The organism is Paenibacillus ilasis, from assembly GCF_043195395.1.
GTDB lineage: Bacteria > Bacillota > Bacilli > Paenibacillales > Paenibacillaceae > Paenibacillus_AQ > Paenibacillus_AQ lautus.
Map to the genome: position 1 here is coordinate 3880781 of NZ_JBHDJG010000001.1, position 17010 is coordinate 3897790.

Consider the following 17010-nt stretch of genomic DNA (forward strand, 5'->3'; position numbering starts at 1 on the left):
TCGTCTGACGTCATTAATTTTTGTGATATATTTCACATAAATCGTTAAAATTTTAAACAAATATACAAAATAACCCTGTCCGCATCGGAACAAGGTTATGATGAAAAATGCTCTCTATATAATATCGGCTTCCATATAGGCTCGTTCGCCGTTAGGAACCTTCAAATAAGGACGAATCCCGGCAAACCCCTTCGCGTCCAAGTTCACCCCGGTCATCCAGTTCCCCTCCAATAAGCCACGATCCGATTGCATAATGACGGCAGGTGCCTGAATATGCTCCTGATACAGAACAATGTCGGCCTGAATGGTCTTAAAGGCCTTTCCTTGTTCCACCAACGGTACGGCGCTGATATACGTAGGCACAAAATAATTCGCGATCACATCCAGCTCTTCCCCGTCAAAAAACGGCTCACTGCCAAGGATGGGATGCAGCATCGCGATTTTCTCATAGAGTGACCAGATGATCATCTGCAGGAATCTTCCCGTTCGTCCTATATTCTGCCCGGTGGACGCATTCAATCTATCGGTTTCATAACCAATGAACTTCCATCCGCCGGGGGCTTTGACCCATTTCTGAAACATGCCTGCAGCATCGGCACTGCTTGGGTAAACGGATTCTGCAGATCCCGGGCTTGTTCCAGACACAGCTAGCCACAGGGAGTCCGGCACATACTGGCTCAGCATCCGCTTGGTTTTCTCAAAAATTTGAAGCACTTTTAATGAAGCGTTTTCAAGTTCTGAGATGTCCTCTTGTCCATAATGGAAACGGGAGATATACGTTCGCTTGGTCATGGGCTCGCCTCCTTGATATGCTGCTGGGTTTTTCACATTATATAGCAGCTGCGTCCGCTTGGTGCATGTCCACCTATTCTTGCCGTAAAGAAACAGGAATCATACTTCCATTTAGAAAAAAAACCCTGAAATGAGGATGTCTCATGCCAGGGTTTAATCATCAAGGGGAGTCTTAAGATGACTCATCTTTCGACCCATTGTTCTGCCCAGGATGCAATTTGCTCCATCACCGGACGCAGTGCTTTGCCTTTTTCAGTCAGTTCATATTCAATACGTACCGGTGTTTCCGGATAGACATGACGAATCAAAATGCCTTCACATTCCAAATCCTTCATCCGCTCAGAGAGCATTTTATCGCTCATGGACGGAATCAAATTCGAAATATCCTTAAAGCGCTTAGGCCCGCTCATCAACGTTTGAATAATCAAACCGTTCCACCGTTTGCCCAGAAAAGAAAATGCAGATTCAAAACGGGGACACATCGTAACATTTGTAACTTCCATATCCCTTCACCTCTTTACGAAGTCACCTTGTTTATAGAAACTCATAAGCTTAATCAAAATCTAGAAAACTTACGAATTGTAAGTATGTTTCATTTTAGCACATTTCCGAGAAACTGAAAACCACCTAGCCCCTTTTTCCCATAAAATCAGCGTTTGTCCCATAATATACGAGCCAAAATATCCAAATCTTCCTCGATCAAAGTGGATAATTTCCTATTATACAGTACGGCCGCTGGATGGAACAGAGGGAATATCTTATAGGTTTCCACTGAAAACATATAGCCCCCACCGGGATTCTCCGGATCTGCTGCTTGCTGGACCGGGCCCTCCATCAGTTTGCCGTGCAGCGATGTCACCGTTTCATGGCTTCCGATTAACCGGTGCAGCGCCGTATTTCCCATGGGTGCGATAATGTGCGGGCGAACCCATCGAATCTCTTCATCAAGCAAAGGTGCATGGGCCAATATTTCCGCCTTCGTCGGTGTCCGATTGGAGCGGCTGATGACACGCTCGCCCGTGGACCTCACGATTAGCTTTTCCTTATAGGGCCTGCTTCTCATGGCACTGGTAATATAGACTTGCTCCCGGGTCAGGTTCAGGCGTTCCAGGTAGGCATTCATCTCTTGTCCGGCCTGCCCTACAAAAGGTAAGCCTTCCAGAACTTCATGGGCGCCGGGGGCTTCCCCAATAAACATAATCTTGGCGAAGCGGACTCCTCTCCCCAGCAGGAAGCCCTCAACGGGTTGATGGACAAGCTTGGCCTGGCATATGGCGATGGTTGCGGGATCTACAGGTGCGCTTTGTACTTCACTCATGTGTACAGCCCCCCTTCTTGTATATCATACAATACCCCATACTTAGGTATATTCTATCCCTAGCCGGCAAAAACATTTCGGTGAACATTCACCGCCAACGATAAAACGAGCCGCTCAAGGATTGCCCCCTGAACGACTCGTTAACTCATTGCTTCTTAAAAAACGCTGCTCGTAGCTTAGACTAAAACGGGAAGCGCACGAACCGGCTGACTGTTGCCGAAGGTTTGCTTACCTGCCGTGGAATAAGCCCAGTTAATCGCATTCGTGATCACTTTCAGCACTTCGGGGTTGTAGTAGGTTGGATAGGTCTCATGCCCCGGACGGAAGTAGAAAATGTTCCCATGACCGCGCTTGAACGTGCAACCGCTGCGGAATACTTCGCCGCCTTCAAAATTGCTGACAAATACCAGCTCATCTGGGGCTGGAATATCAAAGAACTCCCCGTACATTTCCTCGTGCTCAATGATGATCGGCCCCGTAATTCCGGCCGCAATCGGATGCGTCGGATTCACGCTCCAAATAATTTCCTGTTCTCCTGCTTCGCGCCACTTCAAATCGCAGCTTGTGCCCATCAATGCTTTGAACGGCTTGGAAAAATGTCCGGAATGAAGAACAATCAGACCCATCCCATCCTGCACGCGCTTAACGACCTTGCTTACGATTTCGTCACTTACCTGGTCATGAGCCATATGCCCCCACCACAACAGCACATCGGTTGAATCCAGTACATCATCCGTCAATCCATGCTCCGGCTGATCAAGCGTTGCCGTTCTGATAACGAAATCCGGATTTTGCAGACCCTCCGCCAAAGCAGTGTGAATCCCCGCCGGATAAACGCTGCGAACCTCATCATGGATTTTCTCGTGTACGAATTCATTCCAAATGGTTACGTTAAGCATGTTGCTGTTCCCCCTAATTGCTTATTTCGGCTATTCCTCTACGCTGTTAGACCCACCACATTTCTCCGAGCGGCTCTTCGATCAGCACTTGCTGAAGGTTTTGCACCGCTTTGGAGAAGCCTTCTTCTATGGACATCAATCCATCTTCATGTTCAATGCTTACGACATAATCATATCCAACCAGACGAAGGGCACTCATCATATCCGCCCATTCCTTCACATCATGTCCGTAGCCTACGCTGCGGAATTGCCAAGCGCGATCCAGCATGTTGGCATAAGACTGCATATCGGTCAGACCGTGTTTGTTCACGTTGATCGGGTCAATGCTTGTATCCTTCGCATGGAAGTGGTGGATTGCCCCTTCGCGACCCAAAATTTGAATCGCTTGAACAGGATCGATCCCTTGCCACCACATATGGCTCGGATCCAGGTTGGCACCAATCACTTCGCCTGCGGCTTCACGCAAACGGAGCAGCGTGCCTGGCGTATGAACGGAGAAGCCGCCGTGCAATTCCAAACCAATCTTCACATTGCGATCTGCGGCAAATTTACCCCATTCGGTCCAGTAAGGAATGACCTTGTTATCCCACTGCCAAGTCAGAATCTCTTGGTAGTCGTTAGGCCAAGGTGCAACCGGCCAGTTCGGGTATTTAGCATCCTCATGGTCGCCCGGGCAGCCGGAGAATGTATTAACAACAGGTACTTCAAGCTTCTCGGCAAGTTCTACCGTTTTTACGTACGTGTCATGGAACTCTTTCGCGATTGCCTTTTGCGGATGAAGCGGGTTGCCGTGGCAGCTCAGTGCGCTAATGATCAACCCACGGGATTCTACCGCATTTTTGAAGTTTTTCAGCGCGGTTTCATTCTCCAGCAGCTCGGCCGGGTTGCAATGCGCGTTTCCCGGATAACCGCCTGTTCCGATCTCAACCGCTTTAAGTCCCTTGGATGCCACGTAGTCCAATGCATCCTCCAATTTACGTCCGCTCAGCAATACCATAAATACGCCTAATTTCATTGTATACCTCCTGGTTTATCTAAGTATTAGTTGTGATTGTAAGATTTAGTTATCGAAGTAAACCGCTTTTCCGGTCTTCGCCGATTCATAGATCGCTTCCAGAATTTGCGTTACCACAAACGCTTGCTCCGGCTTAACCACAGGGTCCTTATCCTCAATTATAGCCTCCAGCCACATTCTGGCTTCACGGTCCGCATCATTTTCCTTGGAACCGGAATAGAACGCTACGCCGCCGGCATTCAAATCCACTTTGGTTTCATACAATCTGCTCATTTTCTCGCCGTTAATACGCAAACCGTCCTTCATGTCAGCTCCGCCTTCGGTACCCGCCAGCACGGCTTTGGCTTCGCCCGTCTCAACGACGTTAAGGGCCCAGCTGGATTCCAGAATAATCGTTGCGCCGTTCTCCATCGTGATGAACCCGAATGCCGAATCCTCTACCTTGAACTCCTTCGGATCCCAAGGACCGAACGCATTCGCCGCATTCTCGCGTTGACCAAGTTTATGGAACGTGGATCCAAGCACGCTCTTCGGCTTGTAGTTGTCCATCAGCCACAAGGTCAAATCCAGTGCATGGGTACCGATATCGATCAACGGACCTCCGCCTTGCTTCTCTTCGTCAAGGAATACGCCCCAGGTCGGAACGGCACGGCGGCGAACAGCCAGCGCTTTACCGTAGTAGATCTCGCCCAGATCGCCTTCCTCACAGACGCCTTTCAGATACATGCTATCATCCCGGAAACGGTTGTTGTAACCGATGGTAAGTTTTTTCCCTGTACGCTTTGCGGCGTCCAGCATGGCTTTGGCTTCGGAAACGGTCTTCGCCATAGGCTTTTCGCACATCACGTGCTTGCCGGCTTCCAAGGATGCAACCGTAATCTCGGAGTGCGAATCGTTCGGCGTACATACATGGATAACATCGATGCTGCCGTCTTGCAGCAATTCTCTGAAATCCGTGTAAACTTTTGCGCCTTCAACCCCGTATTCGGCAGCCGCCTTCTGCGCACGCTCTTCTACGATGTCGCAAAAAGCGACCAATTCGGCCTGTGCCTGCTTCTTCAAGCTCGGCATATGCTTGCCGTTGGCGATTCCCCCGCAACCGATAATTCCGATCTTCAACGATTTCGACATGTCCATTTCCTCCCCATAGGCATTTGATCATTTTGGATGCTCTCCAAATATTAGTGCAACGCTTTCATGCGGACCATTTCCAAGAACTCACAATCCTGTCAGATCCGTCAGAAGCTGGTTTGCATGTCGTTCATAACCAGTGTACAAGAATATGAACCGGGCTGCCAGTTCGCTATTCCGGCATGTCTGCCTGCTGCGGCGCCGGAAGTTTGCCATAGCGGTATGTGCTTTGCAGAACGATATGTCGGCCCTCCAGCGAAGACTGCTGGAACGACTGCATAATCTCCAGCACGTGGTAAGCCAGACGGGCACTCACGCGATGGTCCTTCTGCTCATGAATCGATTGAATCATATCGTTGATGCCCAAGCCCCGCTCGTTCGTCCCGCATTCAAACGCAGGGTCAAGCAGCTCCCATTCCTCGGAGCCGTGCTTCCGGAGCTTCACTTCGCCGTTAAAGTAGTTCGGATCCCCGAGGCTTAAGCTCCCTTGCGTGCCATAGATCTCGATCCAAGGCAGGTTCGATCCGCCAAAGATATCAAAACTTGTGATCATGGTTGCAATGGCACCGTTCTCAAAATCCAGCGTCCCTGCTAAATGCGTTGGGGTCTGCACCGTGATCGGTTTTCCTTGGAGCGGGCCGGAGCCGATTACGCGGTCCGGAATCTGGATGCCTGTGGATGCGCTGATCCGGCTTGCAGGACCAAGCAGCTCTACCAGGGCCGATACATAATAAGGACCCATATCCATCATTGGACCTCCGCCCGACGCGTAAAAAAATTCAGGATTAGGGTGCCATGCTTCCGGTCCAGAACCCATCATGAACGCCGTTGCGGCAACAGGTCTGCCAATAAGACCGGATTCAATCGCGGCTTTGGCCGTCTGTACGCCGGAGCCCAAAAACGTATCGGGTGCGCAGCCGACGCGAAGTCCTTTTTGATCTGCCATATTTAGCACGCGGCGAGCTTCATCAAGGGTAATAGCCAGCGGCTTTTCACTGTAAACATGCTTCCCTGCCTCCAGGGAGGCGATATCCACATTGGCGTGGCTGGCCGGAATGGTCAGATTAATAATAAACTCAATGTCAGTCTGTGCAAGCATCTCTTCAACCGTGTACACGTTCGGGATGTTGAACTCTTCAGCCTTCTTCTTCGCGTTGTCCGGAATAAGGTCAGCACATGCCACGACTTCAACCCAAGGGCTGTTCTTTAAGTTCGTGAAGTATACGCCGCTGATCGTTCCGCAGCCAATTATACCTGCTTTCATTTTTTTCATCGCTGTCACTCCTTGAGCCTTAAAATGTGCTCGGACTAGTACCATGGTATTCTTTTATGCTTTCGTTTAAAATGAAGAATATGATTAAAACATGAACAATCTGGTCATTATTTTCTTATTCTTCAAAGGGGACTTTAGCAATGGATTCAAATCTTTCCAACCAAGTCGTAGCAGCGGATTTCTCATTTCATCGTAAACCTTTCAAGATGTCCCTGGCTGACGGTTTCGACACCTACTTGATGCGATGGCAGACCGATGGCAAGTGCCGCGCGAAAATTGATGACGAGCTGTCACTCGTGGAGGCAGGGGATCTGTTGATCTTCACGCCAGGACAACCCTATGAACTCCGAATAGATGACGAATATAACGCTTTGGGTGAATTAACCATCGAAAGCGGAGATTACCATATTTTTTTCAAGGGTCCCTGGGCTGACGCGTGGTGGAATTCCAAGAAACGCCCAACCAAAATTCGGGTCCCACTGGAAGAGCGTTACCTGAGTCTGTTTCGGCAAATTCTGCTGGAGCAGCGCCGCGTATCGGATCCTTATCCGGAGATTTCGGATTACACGGTACGGATTCTATGCCTCGAAGTGGATCGCCTGTTATCGGAGCAGCCATCGACCACGCCCAAGACGTATCTAGCCTACCGCATGAAAAATTACATTGAAGAGAATGCCTCCTCGATGTTCAAGCTGGAGGATGTCGCCGCCCATGTCGGCATCAGTGTTTCCCGGGCAGTCCATCTGTTCAAAGAAGCTTTTGGCACCACCATCATGCAATACACCATGGACGTTCGCCTGAGCATGGCCAAGGAACGGATTGTGTTCAGCCCTCTCTCGCTGGAGGATGTCGCCGAAACTTCCGGCTTTGCCAACTATACTTATTTTCACCGCGTTTTCCGCTCCCGATTCGGCGTTTCGCCTAAACAATTCCGCATGGCCAGCCGAACGTCAAATTGATCGGACCATTTGCGCAGTAAAAAAGCGGGTCGACCAAGGTTTTTCCTTGATCGACCCGCTTCTCTCTTGAATCACATGTAAGATATTCCATGATTCCATATTACTTCTTATCCGAGCCTAGCGTGGCCGCTGCCTCGGCTACAACGATAGCCAAGTCTTCATTTCCGAATAACGACAGGACACCAAGCAGGGTCTGATCCGGTATTTCACCAGCTTCTTCCTTGGGCACCGTTAGTTCCAGCACCCGCGCCAGCCGCTCATTGTCCGGCTGATTCGGATATGCCTTACGGTACAGTTCCACTGGGTCCAGTCCGTGATTCACACACCACTGGGCAAACACGAGGATCATCATATCCTCGTCCTGGCGGTACGACTCCGCAATCCGTTCTTCTACGGATTTTTCCGTAAATTCCATGTGTTACCCCTCCTCATGCGAAAAGGGCTTCGGAGCTCTCTTCGTTCATGAAGACATTATACCGTTTACTTGCGCTCAGACAAAGTCTAACCTAGTCGACCATCTTGACCTGTACCGGATTGCTCTTCGCTTTTTGGTCATTCTTTTTCTTCATCCAAGTTCCAAGACTGATGATAATGGCAATAACGAGAATTTCAAAACCGTACTTCAGAACGCCATTGGCGAACCAGCTGTGAATCATCGGCTCTTCCACAATCATCTTCGATGCGGTCCAGGCTAATACCGCAGCACCGATGGTGATGATAATTGGAAAGCGATCCGTCAACTTCAGGATAATGGTACTGCCCCACACCATAATTGGTACCGAAATCGCAAGTCCGATAATAACCAGCATGAAGCTTTCACCAGCAGCGCCAGCTACAGCAAGCACGTTATCCAGTCCCATCATCGCATCCGCGATAATAATCGTACGGATTGCCGCCCACATTTGGTTGCCAGCGGAAATTTCATGCTGCTTCTCATCCACCATCAGCTTGTAGGCAATCCACAACAGTGCAAAGCCACCGATCAAGCGCAAGCCAGGGATCATTAAGAGCTGTACAACGAGGAGGGTGGCCACGATACGAATGACAATCGCACCGACGGTCCCCCACAGGATGACCTTCTTCTGGTCCTCCTTCTGGACATTACGAGCGGCAAGCCCGATAACAATCGCGTTATCGCCTGCCAACACAAGGTCAATAAGGACAATCGATAGCAGTGCCATCCAAAAATCCATCGACATCAAATCCATGCATCTCCCATCCTTTCTTCATTTTCTTTAGGTTTCTACCTACCGATGTCCTCCATCCAAAAAAAACGCTGTTCCCTTAGTTTATAAGGTCTACAGCGTTTTTTGGGCGCAAAAATAGACCTCCACCTCATTCATAAATAAATCAGGCAAAGGTCTCGCTAAACAACATACTCGTTGCCAATAAAGCCGGGGATGGTTAATCCCGTAATGACGACTTTACTTACGATATAGAATTTATAAGTGATCAGCGGAACCCATGAAATTCTATATCGCAAGAAAACCTACCTTGAATCGCGGTCACTCATCCATGAAAAGGCCACGATATAGGTTTTCTTATGAAGCTACTCCCCTTTGGGAACTATTCGGTTGGACATATTATAACATATGAAAAATCGCTTGTATATTCAATTTTTCCCACCCGAAATCGAATGCTCAGCTGTCCGAAAGATGGGCAGCATTGCTGTTTTTTTGCTATTATGGTGCTATTCTGGTTGACTTTCGCAAAGTGAGGATTCTTTATGAAGAGATGGATCATACCCGCAATTTATACAACAGCATTGACGCTGGCTTTTGCATACAGACAAGAAATCATGGACTGGCTTGGAGGAAATCCCCCACTCTACCTGATGATCGTGCTGGCAACCCTGCTTGCCTTATTTCCCATTGCCCCCTACAAAGTCATCATCGCTATTCTCGGCTATGCATATGGCACCGTTTGGGCTGCAGCCATTTCGTGGTTTGGAACAACGATAGCCGCCGTCATCCTGTATGCGGCTGTACGCGCCTTATACCAGGAGCCCGGCAGGCGACTGCTCGGCAAATACGCGGCTATCCATAGGTTCACAGCCGTGGTGGAACGGCGCCCCTTTCAGTCGATCCTGCTTGCGCGCTTACTGCCCATCATACCGCAAATGGCCGTCAATATTTATGCAGGCGTCGCCTCCATTCCATTCTGGACGTACACAACCGCTTCAGCCATCGGTAAAATCCCCGCAATTCTCCTGTATGCCTGGCTGGGCAGCGGATTTGCCGATCATCCGCTTCTCTTTGCAGGAATCGCTGGCGGACTCATGCTGGTTACCGCTCTGTGCCTGGCCGCTATCCGGTGGTATAAAGGGAGACCAGCTTAAATGAGCATCATTTTGGTTTCTTTGACCAAAATGATTATAATATAGAGTAAGACTTACATTTAAATTGTTATAACGATGGAGGGATAATAGATGAATAATCGTTCAACCCCAAGTGAATTGGCTACCTTTGCGGGAGGCTGCTTCTGGTGTATGGTCTCTCCTTTTGATGAGCTGCCGGGTATTCTGAAGGTCGTTTCCGGCTATACGGGCGGTCATAAGGAAAATCCCACCTATGAAGAGGTATGCTCTGATACAACGGGTCATTACGAGGCCGTTCAAATCACGTATAACCCGGAAGTGTTCCCTTACGAAAAGCTGCTTGAGCTCTTCTGGCAGCAAATCGATCCAACGGATGAGGGCGGACAATTCCATGACCGGGGTACATCTTACCGAACCGCTATTTTTTACCATACGGACGAGCAGCGCGAGCTTGCTGAACAATCCAAGCAAGCAGTAGCTGCCAGCGGACGATTCGACGGACCGATCGTAACGCCCATCATTCCGGCCAGCACTTTCTATGAAGCTGAAGAATATCATCAGGATTATCACAAGAAAAATCCGAGCCATTACAAACGCTACCGCAAAGGTTCAGGACGCGAGGATTTCATTGAGCAGCATTGGTCGGAGCCGATGGATCCAGCCGAGCTTAAACAGCGCCTGACTCCGATCCAATATGAAGTGACCCAGAATAACGCAACCGAGCCTCCGTTCCACAATCAGTTCTGGGATCATCACGGGGAAGGCATTTACGTGGACATCGTATCCGGCGAGCCGCTTTTCAGCTCAACGGACAAATATGATGCCGGCTGCGGATGGCCGAGCTTCACCCGTCCGATACGCGAATACAACATCAAGGAAAAAATGGATCTCACCCATATGATGGTCCGCACCGAGGTAAGGAGCAAAAAAGGCGACTCGCACCTCGGCCATGTATTTGACGACGGTCCTGGGCCGAACGGCCTTCGATACTGCATCAATTCCGCCGCACTGCGGTTTGTACCGAAAGAAGAGATGCAAAAGGAAGGCTACGGCGAGTATTTGCAGCTGTTTGAATAAATCGAAGTTTCCAAGTACATTGTCCTCCGGGGGACAATGTACTTTTTTTGTGCCATTGAAACCGTTTATTCAATTTGGTTGCACGGGGTAATATACATTACATACGAATAACAGATGAAGTGGAGGGATCGTTACATGCCTTGGAGTAAACATGATTATCCGCCATCCATGAAAAATCTGGAGCCGCGGGTGAGGAATAAAGCCGTGGAAATTGCCAATGCCCTGCTTGAGGAAGATTACGATGAAGGACGCGCCATCGCCATTGCCACCGCCAAGGCTCAGGAATGGGATGAAAATCATCCCAAGGACGAGAAGTGAATCCAACATAAGCATACGAAAGAAGCTCACCCTGCATGCGGGTGAGCTTCTCTTAGTTGGACCGGATTATGATCGGCCGCTAACGGTATGCTGCGCTGTCTTCGGAGTAACCGGAGTGCTTGGGGCACGGACCGCTTTCCGAATCGGTTTCTTTTCCGTTTTCTCGGTACCGTACGTCACTGTGATGGTGATCACTTGCCCGGCAATCGATACGGCTAATATAGTATATAAGGTTTCAACCAATGGCATGTAGAATAGCGATAATAGCAGTACTACGGCATCCATCAGGAAAAATACCGTCCCTACCTTAAGCCCGCTCCACTCGCTGAACAGCACGGAGATCACGTCGTCACCGCCTGTCGCCCCGCCGAAACGGAGCACGATGCCTGCACCAAAGCCCGTCAATAAACCGGACAGCAGCGCGGCTGCCAGCAAGTTATGATTCAGATCGATAACAAGCGTGGAATACCGCTCGATCAATGCGTAGAACAAGGTGAACATGCTCGCCGCAACAACGGTATTGATAATAAACTTCCGACCTTTGATAAACAAGGCAATCAGCAGAACCGGAATGTCCATGAGGATCATACTTAATGCAGGCGGAATATCAAGCGCATATTTGCCAAGCAGCGCAAGGCCGACAAAGCCGCCTTCGGTTAAATGATTGTGAAAATTAATGTGATAATACGTAAAAGCCATTAAAAACGTTCCGAACAACATCGCCGACATGGTGATAATTGTGTTTTGTCTTTTCCTCATACAGGATCCCTCTTGTCGTAGTAGATTGGTCAGACATAGGCCAATCTCTACCTAGAGGCAACCTGGAGGAGTTCATCCTTCGAACCATAGTTCCCATCCTTTCGCAGAGACCGTCCTTGTCTTCAGACGTCCGACTTCGCTCTACGAAGGAAGCTATGTGTATGAGAGATCATAACGTTTCCAAATCGTCCTTTGGGGATTCGTCCTTCGGGGACACATGGTATCCTGATCCTTTCTCGTTTTAGTTAGACTGCTTACCTTATTATAACACAGTTGGCACGCGAGCTAAACAGCTGGCTAGAATGAACTGGAATCTATATATGGAATATGTAAAAAAACTCGCTTTAAGAACTCCCCTCCATAAACTTTCCACCATTAATACGTTGTTCACATATTCGCTAAATCCGATGTGACCAAAATCACAATTGCCCTTTCTTCCCTTGTCTATACTTAAATCGAACACGAATTCGACTTATGAATCAGGGGGAGTCTGCATGTTAAGCCAGCATACGATTGAAGTCGTTAAATCCACCGTTCCTGTTCTTGAAACGCATGGAACGGCAATCACGACTGCATTTTACCAAAAATTGTTTCATCATCATCCGGAGCTTCTTAACATATTCAACCATGCGAATCAACGAGAAGGAAAACAGCCCTTTGCTCTTGCCAATGCCGTGTACGCCGCAGCAGCCCATATCGATCGTCTTGAAGCGATCGTCCCGGTTGTTAAGCAGATCGGACACAAGCACCGGGCGTTAAACATTTTGCCCGAGCACTATCCGATCGTTGGCGAAACGCTGCTCGCCGCCATGAAGGAGGTGCTAGGTGACGCCGCATCGCCCGAAATTATCGAGGCCTGGGGCGAAGCTTACGGCGCCATTGCCGATGTCTTCATTGGCATTGAAGCTGATATGTACCATAAAGCCGCGAACGAAGCCGGCGGCTGGAGCGGATACCGCAATTTCGTAATTGACCGGAAGGTGGAAGAAAGCTCCGTCATCACTTCCTTTTATTTGGTCCCGCAGGACGGCGGCGAGATTGCCGATTATCAACCCGGTCAATACATCACGCTCCGGGTAAAACCTGAAGGTGAAACCTATTATCATAATCGTCATTATAGTCTCTCGTCCGCACCGGGCCAACCTTACTACAGAATCACGGTCAAGCGTGAGGATGAACTGGAAGGAAAGCCTGCCGGCATCGTCTCCACTTGGCTGCACCGTCATGCCGAGGTCGGGACCGTTCTCGAGGTCACTCCTCCGGCCGGTTCCTTTACGCTGGATACGGACACCGATCTTCCGCTTGTCTTGATCAGCGGCGGCGTGGGTTTGACCCCGATGGTGGCCATGCTCGAAACCGTGCTGCTGAGTCAGCCCGACCGGAAAGTAACGTTTATTCATGCGGCCAAGTGCGGCAGCCAGCATGCGATGAAGGCTCATATCGATGCGCTCGCCTCCAAGCATCCGCAGCTAACCTCTTATGTCATTTATGAACAACCGGAATCGGAGGATCAGTGCCACCAAGCTGGCTATATTGATCTTGAATTCCTTCGTAAAACCGTCGATGCGAAAGCCGACTTCTACTTCTGCGGCCCTGTTCCGTTCATGCGTGCCATGAACAGTCAATTGAAATCGATGGAGGTACCTTCAGACCGGATTCATTATGAATTCTTCGGCCCGGCGGGTACATTGGAAGATTAATGAACCGTATTACAAAATCAAAGGGTGCCTGTCTTGTATAAAGACAGGCACCCTTTTTGGATTGATTATGCTTGCTGGTGACTATGATTCAGCGAAAAAGTGAACCTTCTGCTAATTCTGTCGTGAGCATGTTATTAACATATGTATCCCGGCGTTCATATCGTCCGCAAATTCAGGGCTAGACGTGCTTGCCCTGTTCCCGCAGCAGCCGGTTTACCGTTTCTCTCCTCACGCCGATCAGCTGTCCGATCTCTTCCTGAGTCAGATACTCGGTCAAGTGTATTCCCTGTGAATACTCATCCAGCCACCGGATCAGCAGTTCAAGCCGCTCCGCAGGTCCTCCCACCGTCAAGTGATCCAGCCTCATCTGCATGAACCGCACTTTTTCCTGCAGCAATCTGGCAACCTCGAGCGGTTTCTGCGGATCCTCCGCGAGCTGGCGGTACCACGCTTCAGCCGATATGACCTCCACTTCGCTCTGGATCAGAGCGATCGCCGTTCCATGTGTCTCCTTCGGGCTGATCAGCGAATGGTGCGGCACCGTTTCACCGGGATATAAAATATTGAAAAGCACCATGTTGCCGTTCGGATGGAGACGGGTCACCTTGAACAATCCGCTCCGGATGTGATATAGATGGTCCCCGCTATCCCCTTGCCTGAACAATATTTCGCCTTTATGTAGAATCATGAATGAATCGCCTCCTGATGAATGCAGTTATCAGGAGTGTAAACGATATGCCGCCATGAATCCACTGGGATCCATAAACCATTGCCAGAAATTAATGGTTGCAGGCCGTATATTGTTGGCATACTATGTGTAAGATAGAACATATGTTCTATATATTTATGTCTGAGGATGTGTCTCTTATGATGAAGCCTTCCACTCCTCCTCCGCCTTCACCAGAAGACGAAGCCCTAATCCATGATTATCTGCTGCATCACATCATCCAGTCTGCACTCGAGCGGGATATTCGAATTCTCAAGACCCTTAAACTCAAAACGGCTGACCTCTATATCTTAAATCTGCAGCTTATTAAAAAAGGGAATTCGGATCATGCCTGGTTCATACAACAACAGATGAGAAGGCGCGGCATCCGGATTCATAGCCAGAACCGCACAGCCAAGGAAGGGCTGCAGGTTCAGTATTTGTGCCGCGGATATGAAGGCAGCCTGCTCTGCGAATGGCACTCCCTCAAGGAAGAGATAAAGGATCGGCTCGTTTCGTATCTTGGCACGGATTTAGCGGCATACTAGCACCGACTACGTACAAGACAGGAGCGCTCATGAAGAATATCTTCCACATATATTCTGCCGATATCCATAGAATCATTCGTAATTGGGCTGCAGGCGTCATCATAGCCGGGCTTGCCGTTCTTCCTTCTCTGTATGCCTGGTTTAACATTGAGGCTTCTTGGGATCCCTACGGCCAGACCTCCGGTGTATCCATTGCCGTTGCCAACCTGGATAAAGGGACCACTCTTCGCGACCAGCCGATTAATCTGGGAAAAGAAATCGTGGAGTCCCTCCATCACAATGAGAAGCTGGGATGGCGGTTTACGGAGGATAGCGAGAACGCTATTCAAGGTGTACGGCGCGGCGATGATTATGCCGCCATCATTATTCCGGAGAACTTCTCTGCCCGGATCGGCACCGTGCTGACCAATGAGCCTGTCAAAGCTCAGATCCTCTATTATACCAACGAGAAAATCAACGCCATTTCTCCCAAAGTGACGGCCCAGGGCGCATCCGGTGTCGTGGAGGAAATCAGCAAAAATTTCATCAAAACCGCCAATGGCACCATCTTTGAGATCTTCAACACGCTCGGGATTGAGATCGAGAATCAGCTCCCGGCAATTAATAAAGTACGAAGTCTTCTGTTCCGGCTCGAAAAAAGCTTTCCGGAGCTCAATGAAGCGGTGGGCACAGCCGCTAAGGATATTCAGCTGGCCAACCGATTGATTCAGCAGGCCGACACCGCCCTGCCTCGCCTTGAAGGGATTGCCACGGACGGCAAAACCATGGCCGGTGCGCTGGCGGAGTTCGCGAATCAGGCTGCGGGTGCCTCGAAATCGCTGGAGCCTGCCCTGCGTCAGGACTTGGAGGTACTGGCTGCAACCACCGGAGCGCTCTCGCAAGTGCTGGACACTCTGGGGCAAGCCGACATCGACCCGAAGGAGCTTGCCAGCCGCCTGAACGCTGCCCAGGAACGCGCAGAGACAGCAGCGCAAGCCGCGGCCCGGCTGGGTCAATTGTTCAAGCGGCTGGGCTCGATCTCCCCGGCGGCAGCTTCCGGGGCGGCCAAGCTCGAGGACATTGCAGCACGCTGGACCTCAGCTCAGGCCGTGCTCCAAACCATAGCTCAAGCCGTGGAACGGGGAGAAGAAGCACCTGCGGATTCCATCGATAAGCTGAAAAAGCTGAACGATGACATTACGGGACTGACCAACACGCTGTTAAGCCGCTACGATACGGAGATTGGTCCAGCGATCAGCAAAGCCTTCACCAAGGGCGCAGGCACGGCCAAGCGTGTTCAGCAGGAGCTGACCCAGGCGCTTGCCGCAGTCCCCGACATTCAGCGTTTGCTTCAAGATGCCCGGAAGGGGCTCAAGGTAGGGGGCGAAGAAGTGCGGCTTGCCCAAAGCCGTCTCCCGGAAGCCGAGCTACGAATTACGCAGCTGGCTAATCGGCTGCGCGAGATGGAAGCTGAAGGGGATATCCAAGAGGTTATCGATTTGCTTCAAAACAATTTTGAGCTCGAAAGCCAGTTTTTTGCCGAGCCTGTTACGCTGGAAGAGAATCGCCTGTATCCAATCCCAAACTATGGCTCCGCCATGTCTCCTTTCTTCACGACCTTATCCTTGTGGGTAGGCGCCCTGCTGCTCGTTTCCCTGCTCTCCGTCGAGGTTCATGATGAAGAGAGAAGCTTCCGCAGCATCGAGATTTACTTCGGACGCTATTTAACATTTCTGACCATTGCGCTGTTCCAAGCGCTATTCGTCACCCTGGGTGATATTTATTTGCTGCGGACCTATGTTGTGAATCCGGGCTGGTTCATCCTGTTTGCGCTGCTGATCAGCTCCATCTTCATGCTGATTGTATATACGCTGGTGTCCGTGTTCGGCAATGTCGGAAAAGCGATGGCCATCGTACTTCTTGTGCTGCAGCTTGCAGGCGCGGGCGGAACGTTCCCGATCCAGATGACGCCGCCGTTCTTCCAGGCATTGCATCCGTATCTGCCATTCACCTACGCCATTAGCATGATGCGGGAAGCCGTTGGCGGCATTCTATGGGATATTGTCATCCGGGATGTCCTGTTCATGCTGATCTTCGCGGCAATTGCGCTAATGATCGGGATTGCGCTCAAGAAGCCGATCAACCGGGCCAGCGGCGGACTTGTCCGCAAAGCGAAAGCCTCGAAGCTCATCCATTAATCCAGCCCCTTCCTGTACTTA

The 17010-nt window shown here is 50.1% G+C and carries 18 protein-coding genes; 7 read left to right on the plus strand and 11 right to left on the minus strand.

Annotation, left to right across the window (positions count from 1 at the left end; translation table 11 throughout):
• Window positions 1–114: 114 nt before the first annotated feature.
• The 7 genes from ACETK5_RS17565 to ACETK5_RS17595 form a co-directional block, all read right to left on the minus strand.
• Window positions 115–792 carry a hypothetical protein gene (locus ACETK5_RS17565; protein ID WP_100536203.1) on the minus strand — a complete coding sequence of 226 codons (678 nt, stop codon included), beginning with the start codon at window positions 790–792 and terminating at the stop codon, window positions 115–117.
• Window positions 793–974: 182 nt separating this feature from the next.
• Window positions 975–1295, minus strand: a complete 321-nt coding sequence (locus tag ACETK5_RS17570) for a winged helix-turn-helix transcriptional regulator (RefSeq protein ID WP_071223811.1) — start codon at window positions 1293–1295, stop codon at window positions 975–977.
• Window positions 1296–1441: 146 nt separating this feature from the next.
• On the minus strand, window positions 1442–2110 hold the full coding sequence (locus ACETK5_RS17575) for a uracil-DNA glycosylase (protein ID WP_100536202.1): 669 nt from the start codon (window positions 2108–2110) through the stop codon (window positions 1442–1444).
• Between the two features lie 176 nt (window positions 2111–2286).
• A complete protein-coding gene (locus tag ACETK5_RS17580; RefSeq protein WP_100536201.1) occupies window positions 2287–3009 on the minus strand; it encodes a ThuA domain-containing protein in 723 nt (240 codons plus the stop codon).
• Window positions 3010–3055: 46 nt separating this feature from the next.
• Window positions 3056–4024 carry a sugar phosphate isomerase/epimerase family protein gene (locus ACETK5_RS17585; RefSeq protein ID WP_100536200.1) on the minus strand — a complete coding sequence of 323 codons (969 nt, stop codon included), beginning with the start codon at window positions 4022–4024 and terminating at the stop codon, window positions 3056–3058.
• 45 nt (window positions 4025–4069) lie between these two features.
• A complete protein-coding gene (locus tag ACETK5_RS17590) occupies window positions 4070–5155 on the minus strand; it encodes a Gfo/Idh/MocA family protein (protein WP_100536199.1) in 1086 nt (361 codons plus the stop codon).
• A gap of 172 nt (window positions 5156–5327) precedes the next feature.
• A complete protein-coding gene (locus ACETK5_RS17595) occupies window positions 5328–6428 on the minus strand; it encodes a Gfo/Idh/MocA family protein (RefSeq protein ID WP_100536198.1) in 1101 nt (366 codons plus the stop codon).
• Between the two features lie 140 nt (window positions 6429–6568).
• On the opposite strand from ACETK5_RS17595, the gene ACETK5_RS17600 reads away from it, so the two are divergent.
• Window positions 6569–7387: an AraC family transcriptional regulator gene (locus ACETK5_RS17600; protein WP_100536197.1), complete on the plus strand. Its 819-nt coding sequence runs from the start codon at window positions 6569–6571 to the stop codon at window positions 7385–7387.
• Window positions 7388–7487: 100 nt separating this feature from the next.
• Here ACETK5_RS17600 and ACETK5_RS17605 read toward each other — a convergent pair whose 3' ends face one another.
• Together ACETK5_RS17605 and ACETK5_RS17610 are read right to left on the minus strand one after the other, a co-directional pair.
• Complete coding sequence (locus ACETK5_RS17605) at window positions 7488–7802, minus strand: hypothetical protein (RefSeq protein ID WP_100536196.1); 315 nt, start codon at window positions 7800–7802, stop codon at window positions 7488–7490.
• A gap of 91 nt (window positions 7803–7893) precedes the next feature.
• Window positions 7894–8595, minus strand: a complete 702-nt coding sequence (locus ACETK5_RS17610; protein ID WP_100536195.1) for a TerC family protein — start codon at window positions 8593–8595, stop codon at window positions 7894–7896.
• 518 nt (window positions 8596–9113) lie between these two features.
• Between ACETK5_RS17610 and ACETK5_RS17615 the strand changes: the two genes are divergently transcribed.
• From ACETK5_RS17615 to ACETK5_RS17625, 3 genes are all read left to right on the plus strand, one after another.
• Window positions 9114–9725, plus strand: a complete 612-nt coding sequence (locus ACETK5_RS17615; RefSeq protein ID WP_100536194.1) for a TVP38/TMEM64 family protein — start codon at window positions 9114–9116, stop codon at window positions 9723–9725.
• Window positions 9726–9815: 90 nt separating this feature from the next.
• Window positions 9816–10781, plus strand: a complete 966-nt coding sequence (gene msrA, locus ACETK5_RS17620) for a peptide-methionine (S)-S-oxide reductase MsrA (protein ID WP_100536193.1) — start codon at window positions 9816–9818, stop codon at window positions 10779–10781.
• Window positions 10782–10916: 135 nt separating this feature from the next.
• A complete protein-coding gene (locus ACETK5_RS17625) occupies window positions 10917–11099 on the plus strand; it encodes a DUF2188 domain-containing protein (protein WP_071223800.1) in 183 nt (60 codons plus the stop codon).
• Window positions 11100–11165: 66 nt separating this feature from the next.
• Here the strand turns inward: ACETK5_RS17625 and ACETK5_RS17630 are convergent, their stop codons facing one another.
• Complete coding sequence (locus ACETK5_RS17630; protein WP_100536192.1) at window positions 11166–11858, minus strand: YitT family protein; 693 nt, start codon at window positions 11856–11858, stop codon at window positions 11166–11168.
• 494 nt (window positions 11859–12352) lie between these two features.
• Between ACETK5_RS17630 and hmpA the strand changes: the two genes are divergently transcribed.
• Entirely contained in the window at window positions 12353–13558 is a 1206-nt protein-coding gene (gene hmpA / locus ACETK5_RS17635) for an NO-inducible flavohemoprotein (RefSeq protein ID WP_100536191.1), read from the plus strand.
• Window positions 13559–13736: 178 nt separating this feature from the next.
• Here the strand turns inward: hmpA and ACETK5_RS17640 are convergent, their stop codons facing one another.
• Window positions 13737–14246 (minus strand): Crp/Fnr family transcriptional regulator, encoded by a 510-nt coding sequence (locus ACETK5_RS17640; RefSeq protein WP_100536190.1) that lies wholly within the window; start codon window positions 14244–14246, stop codon window positions 13737–13739.
• A gap of 179 nt (window positions 14247–14425) precedes the next feature.
• Here ACETK5_RS17640 and ACETK5_RS17645 point away from each other — a divergent pair, with 179 nt between their 5' ends.
• Both ACETK5_RS17645 and ACETK5_RS17650 read left to right on the plus strand, forming a co-directional pair.
• Window positions 14426–14812 carry a hypothetical protein gene (locus tag ACETK5_RS17645; protein WP_100536189.1) on the plus strand — a complete coding sequence of 129 codons (387 nt, stop codon included), beginning with the start codon at window positions 14426–14428 and terminating at the stop codon, window positions 14810–14812.
• A 29-nt stretch (window positions 14813–14841) separates the two neighbouring features.
• Window positions 14842–16989: a YhgE/Pip domain-containing protein gene (locus tag ACETK5_RS17650; protein WP_100536188.1), complete on the plus strand. Its 2148-nt coding sequence runs from the start codon at window positions 14842–14844 to the stop codon at window positions 16987–16989.
• The last annotated feature ends 21 nt before the right edge of the window (window positions 16990–17010 follow it).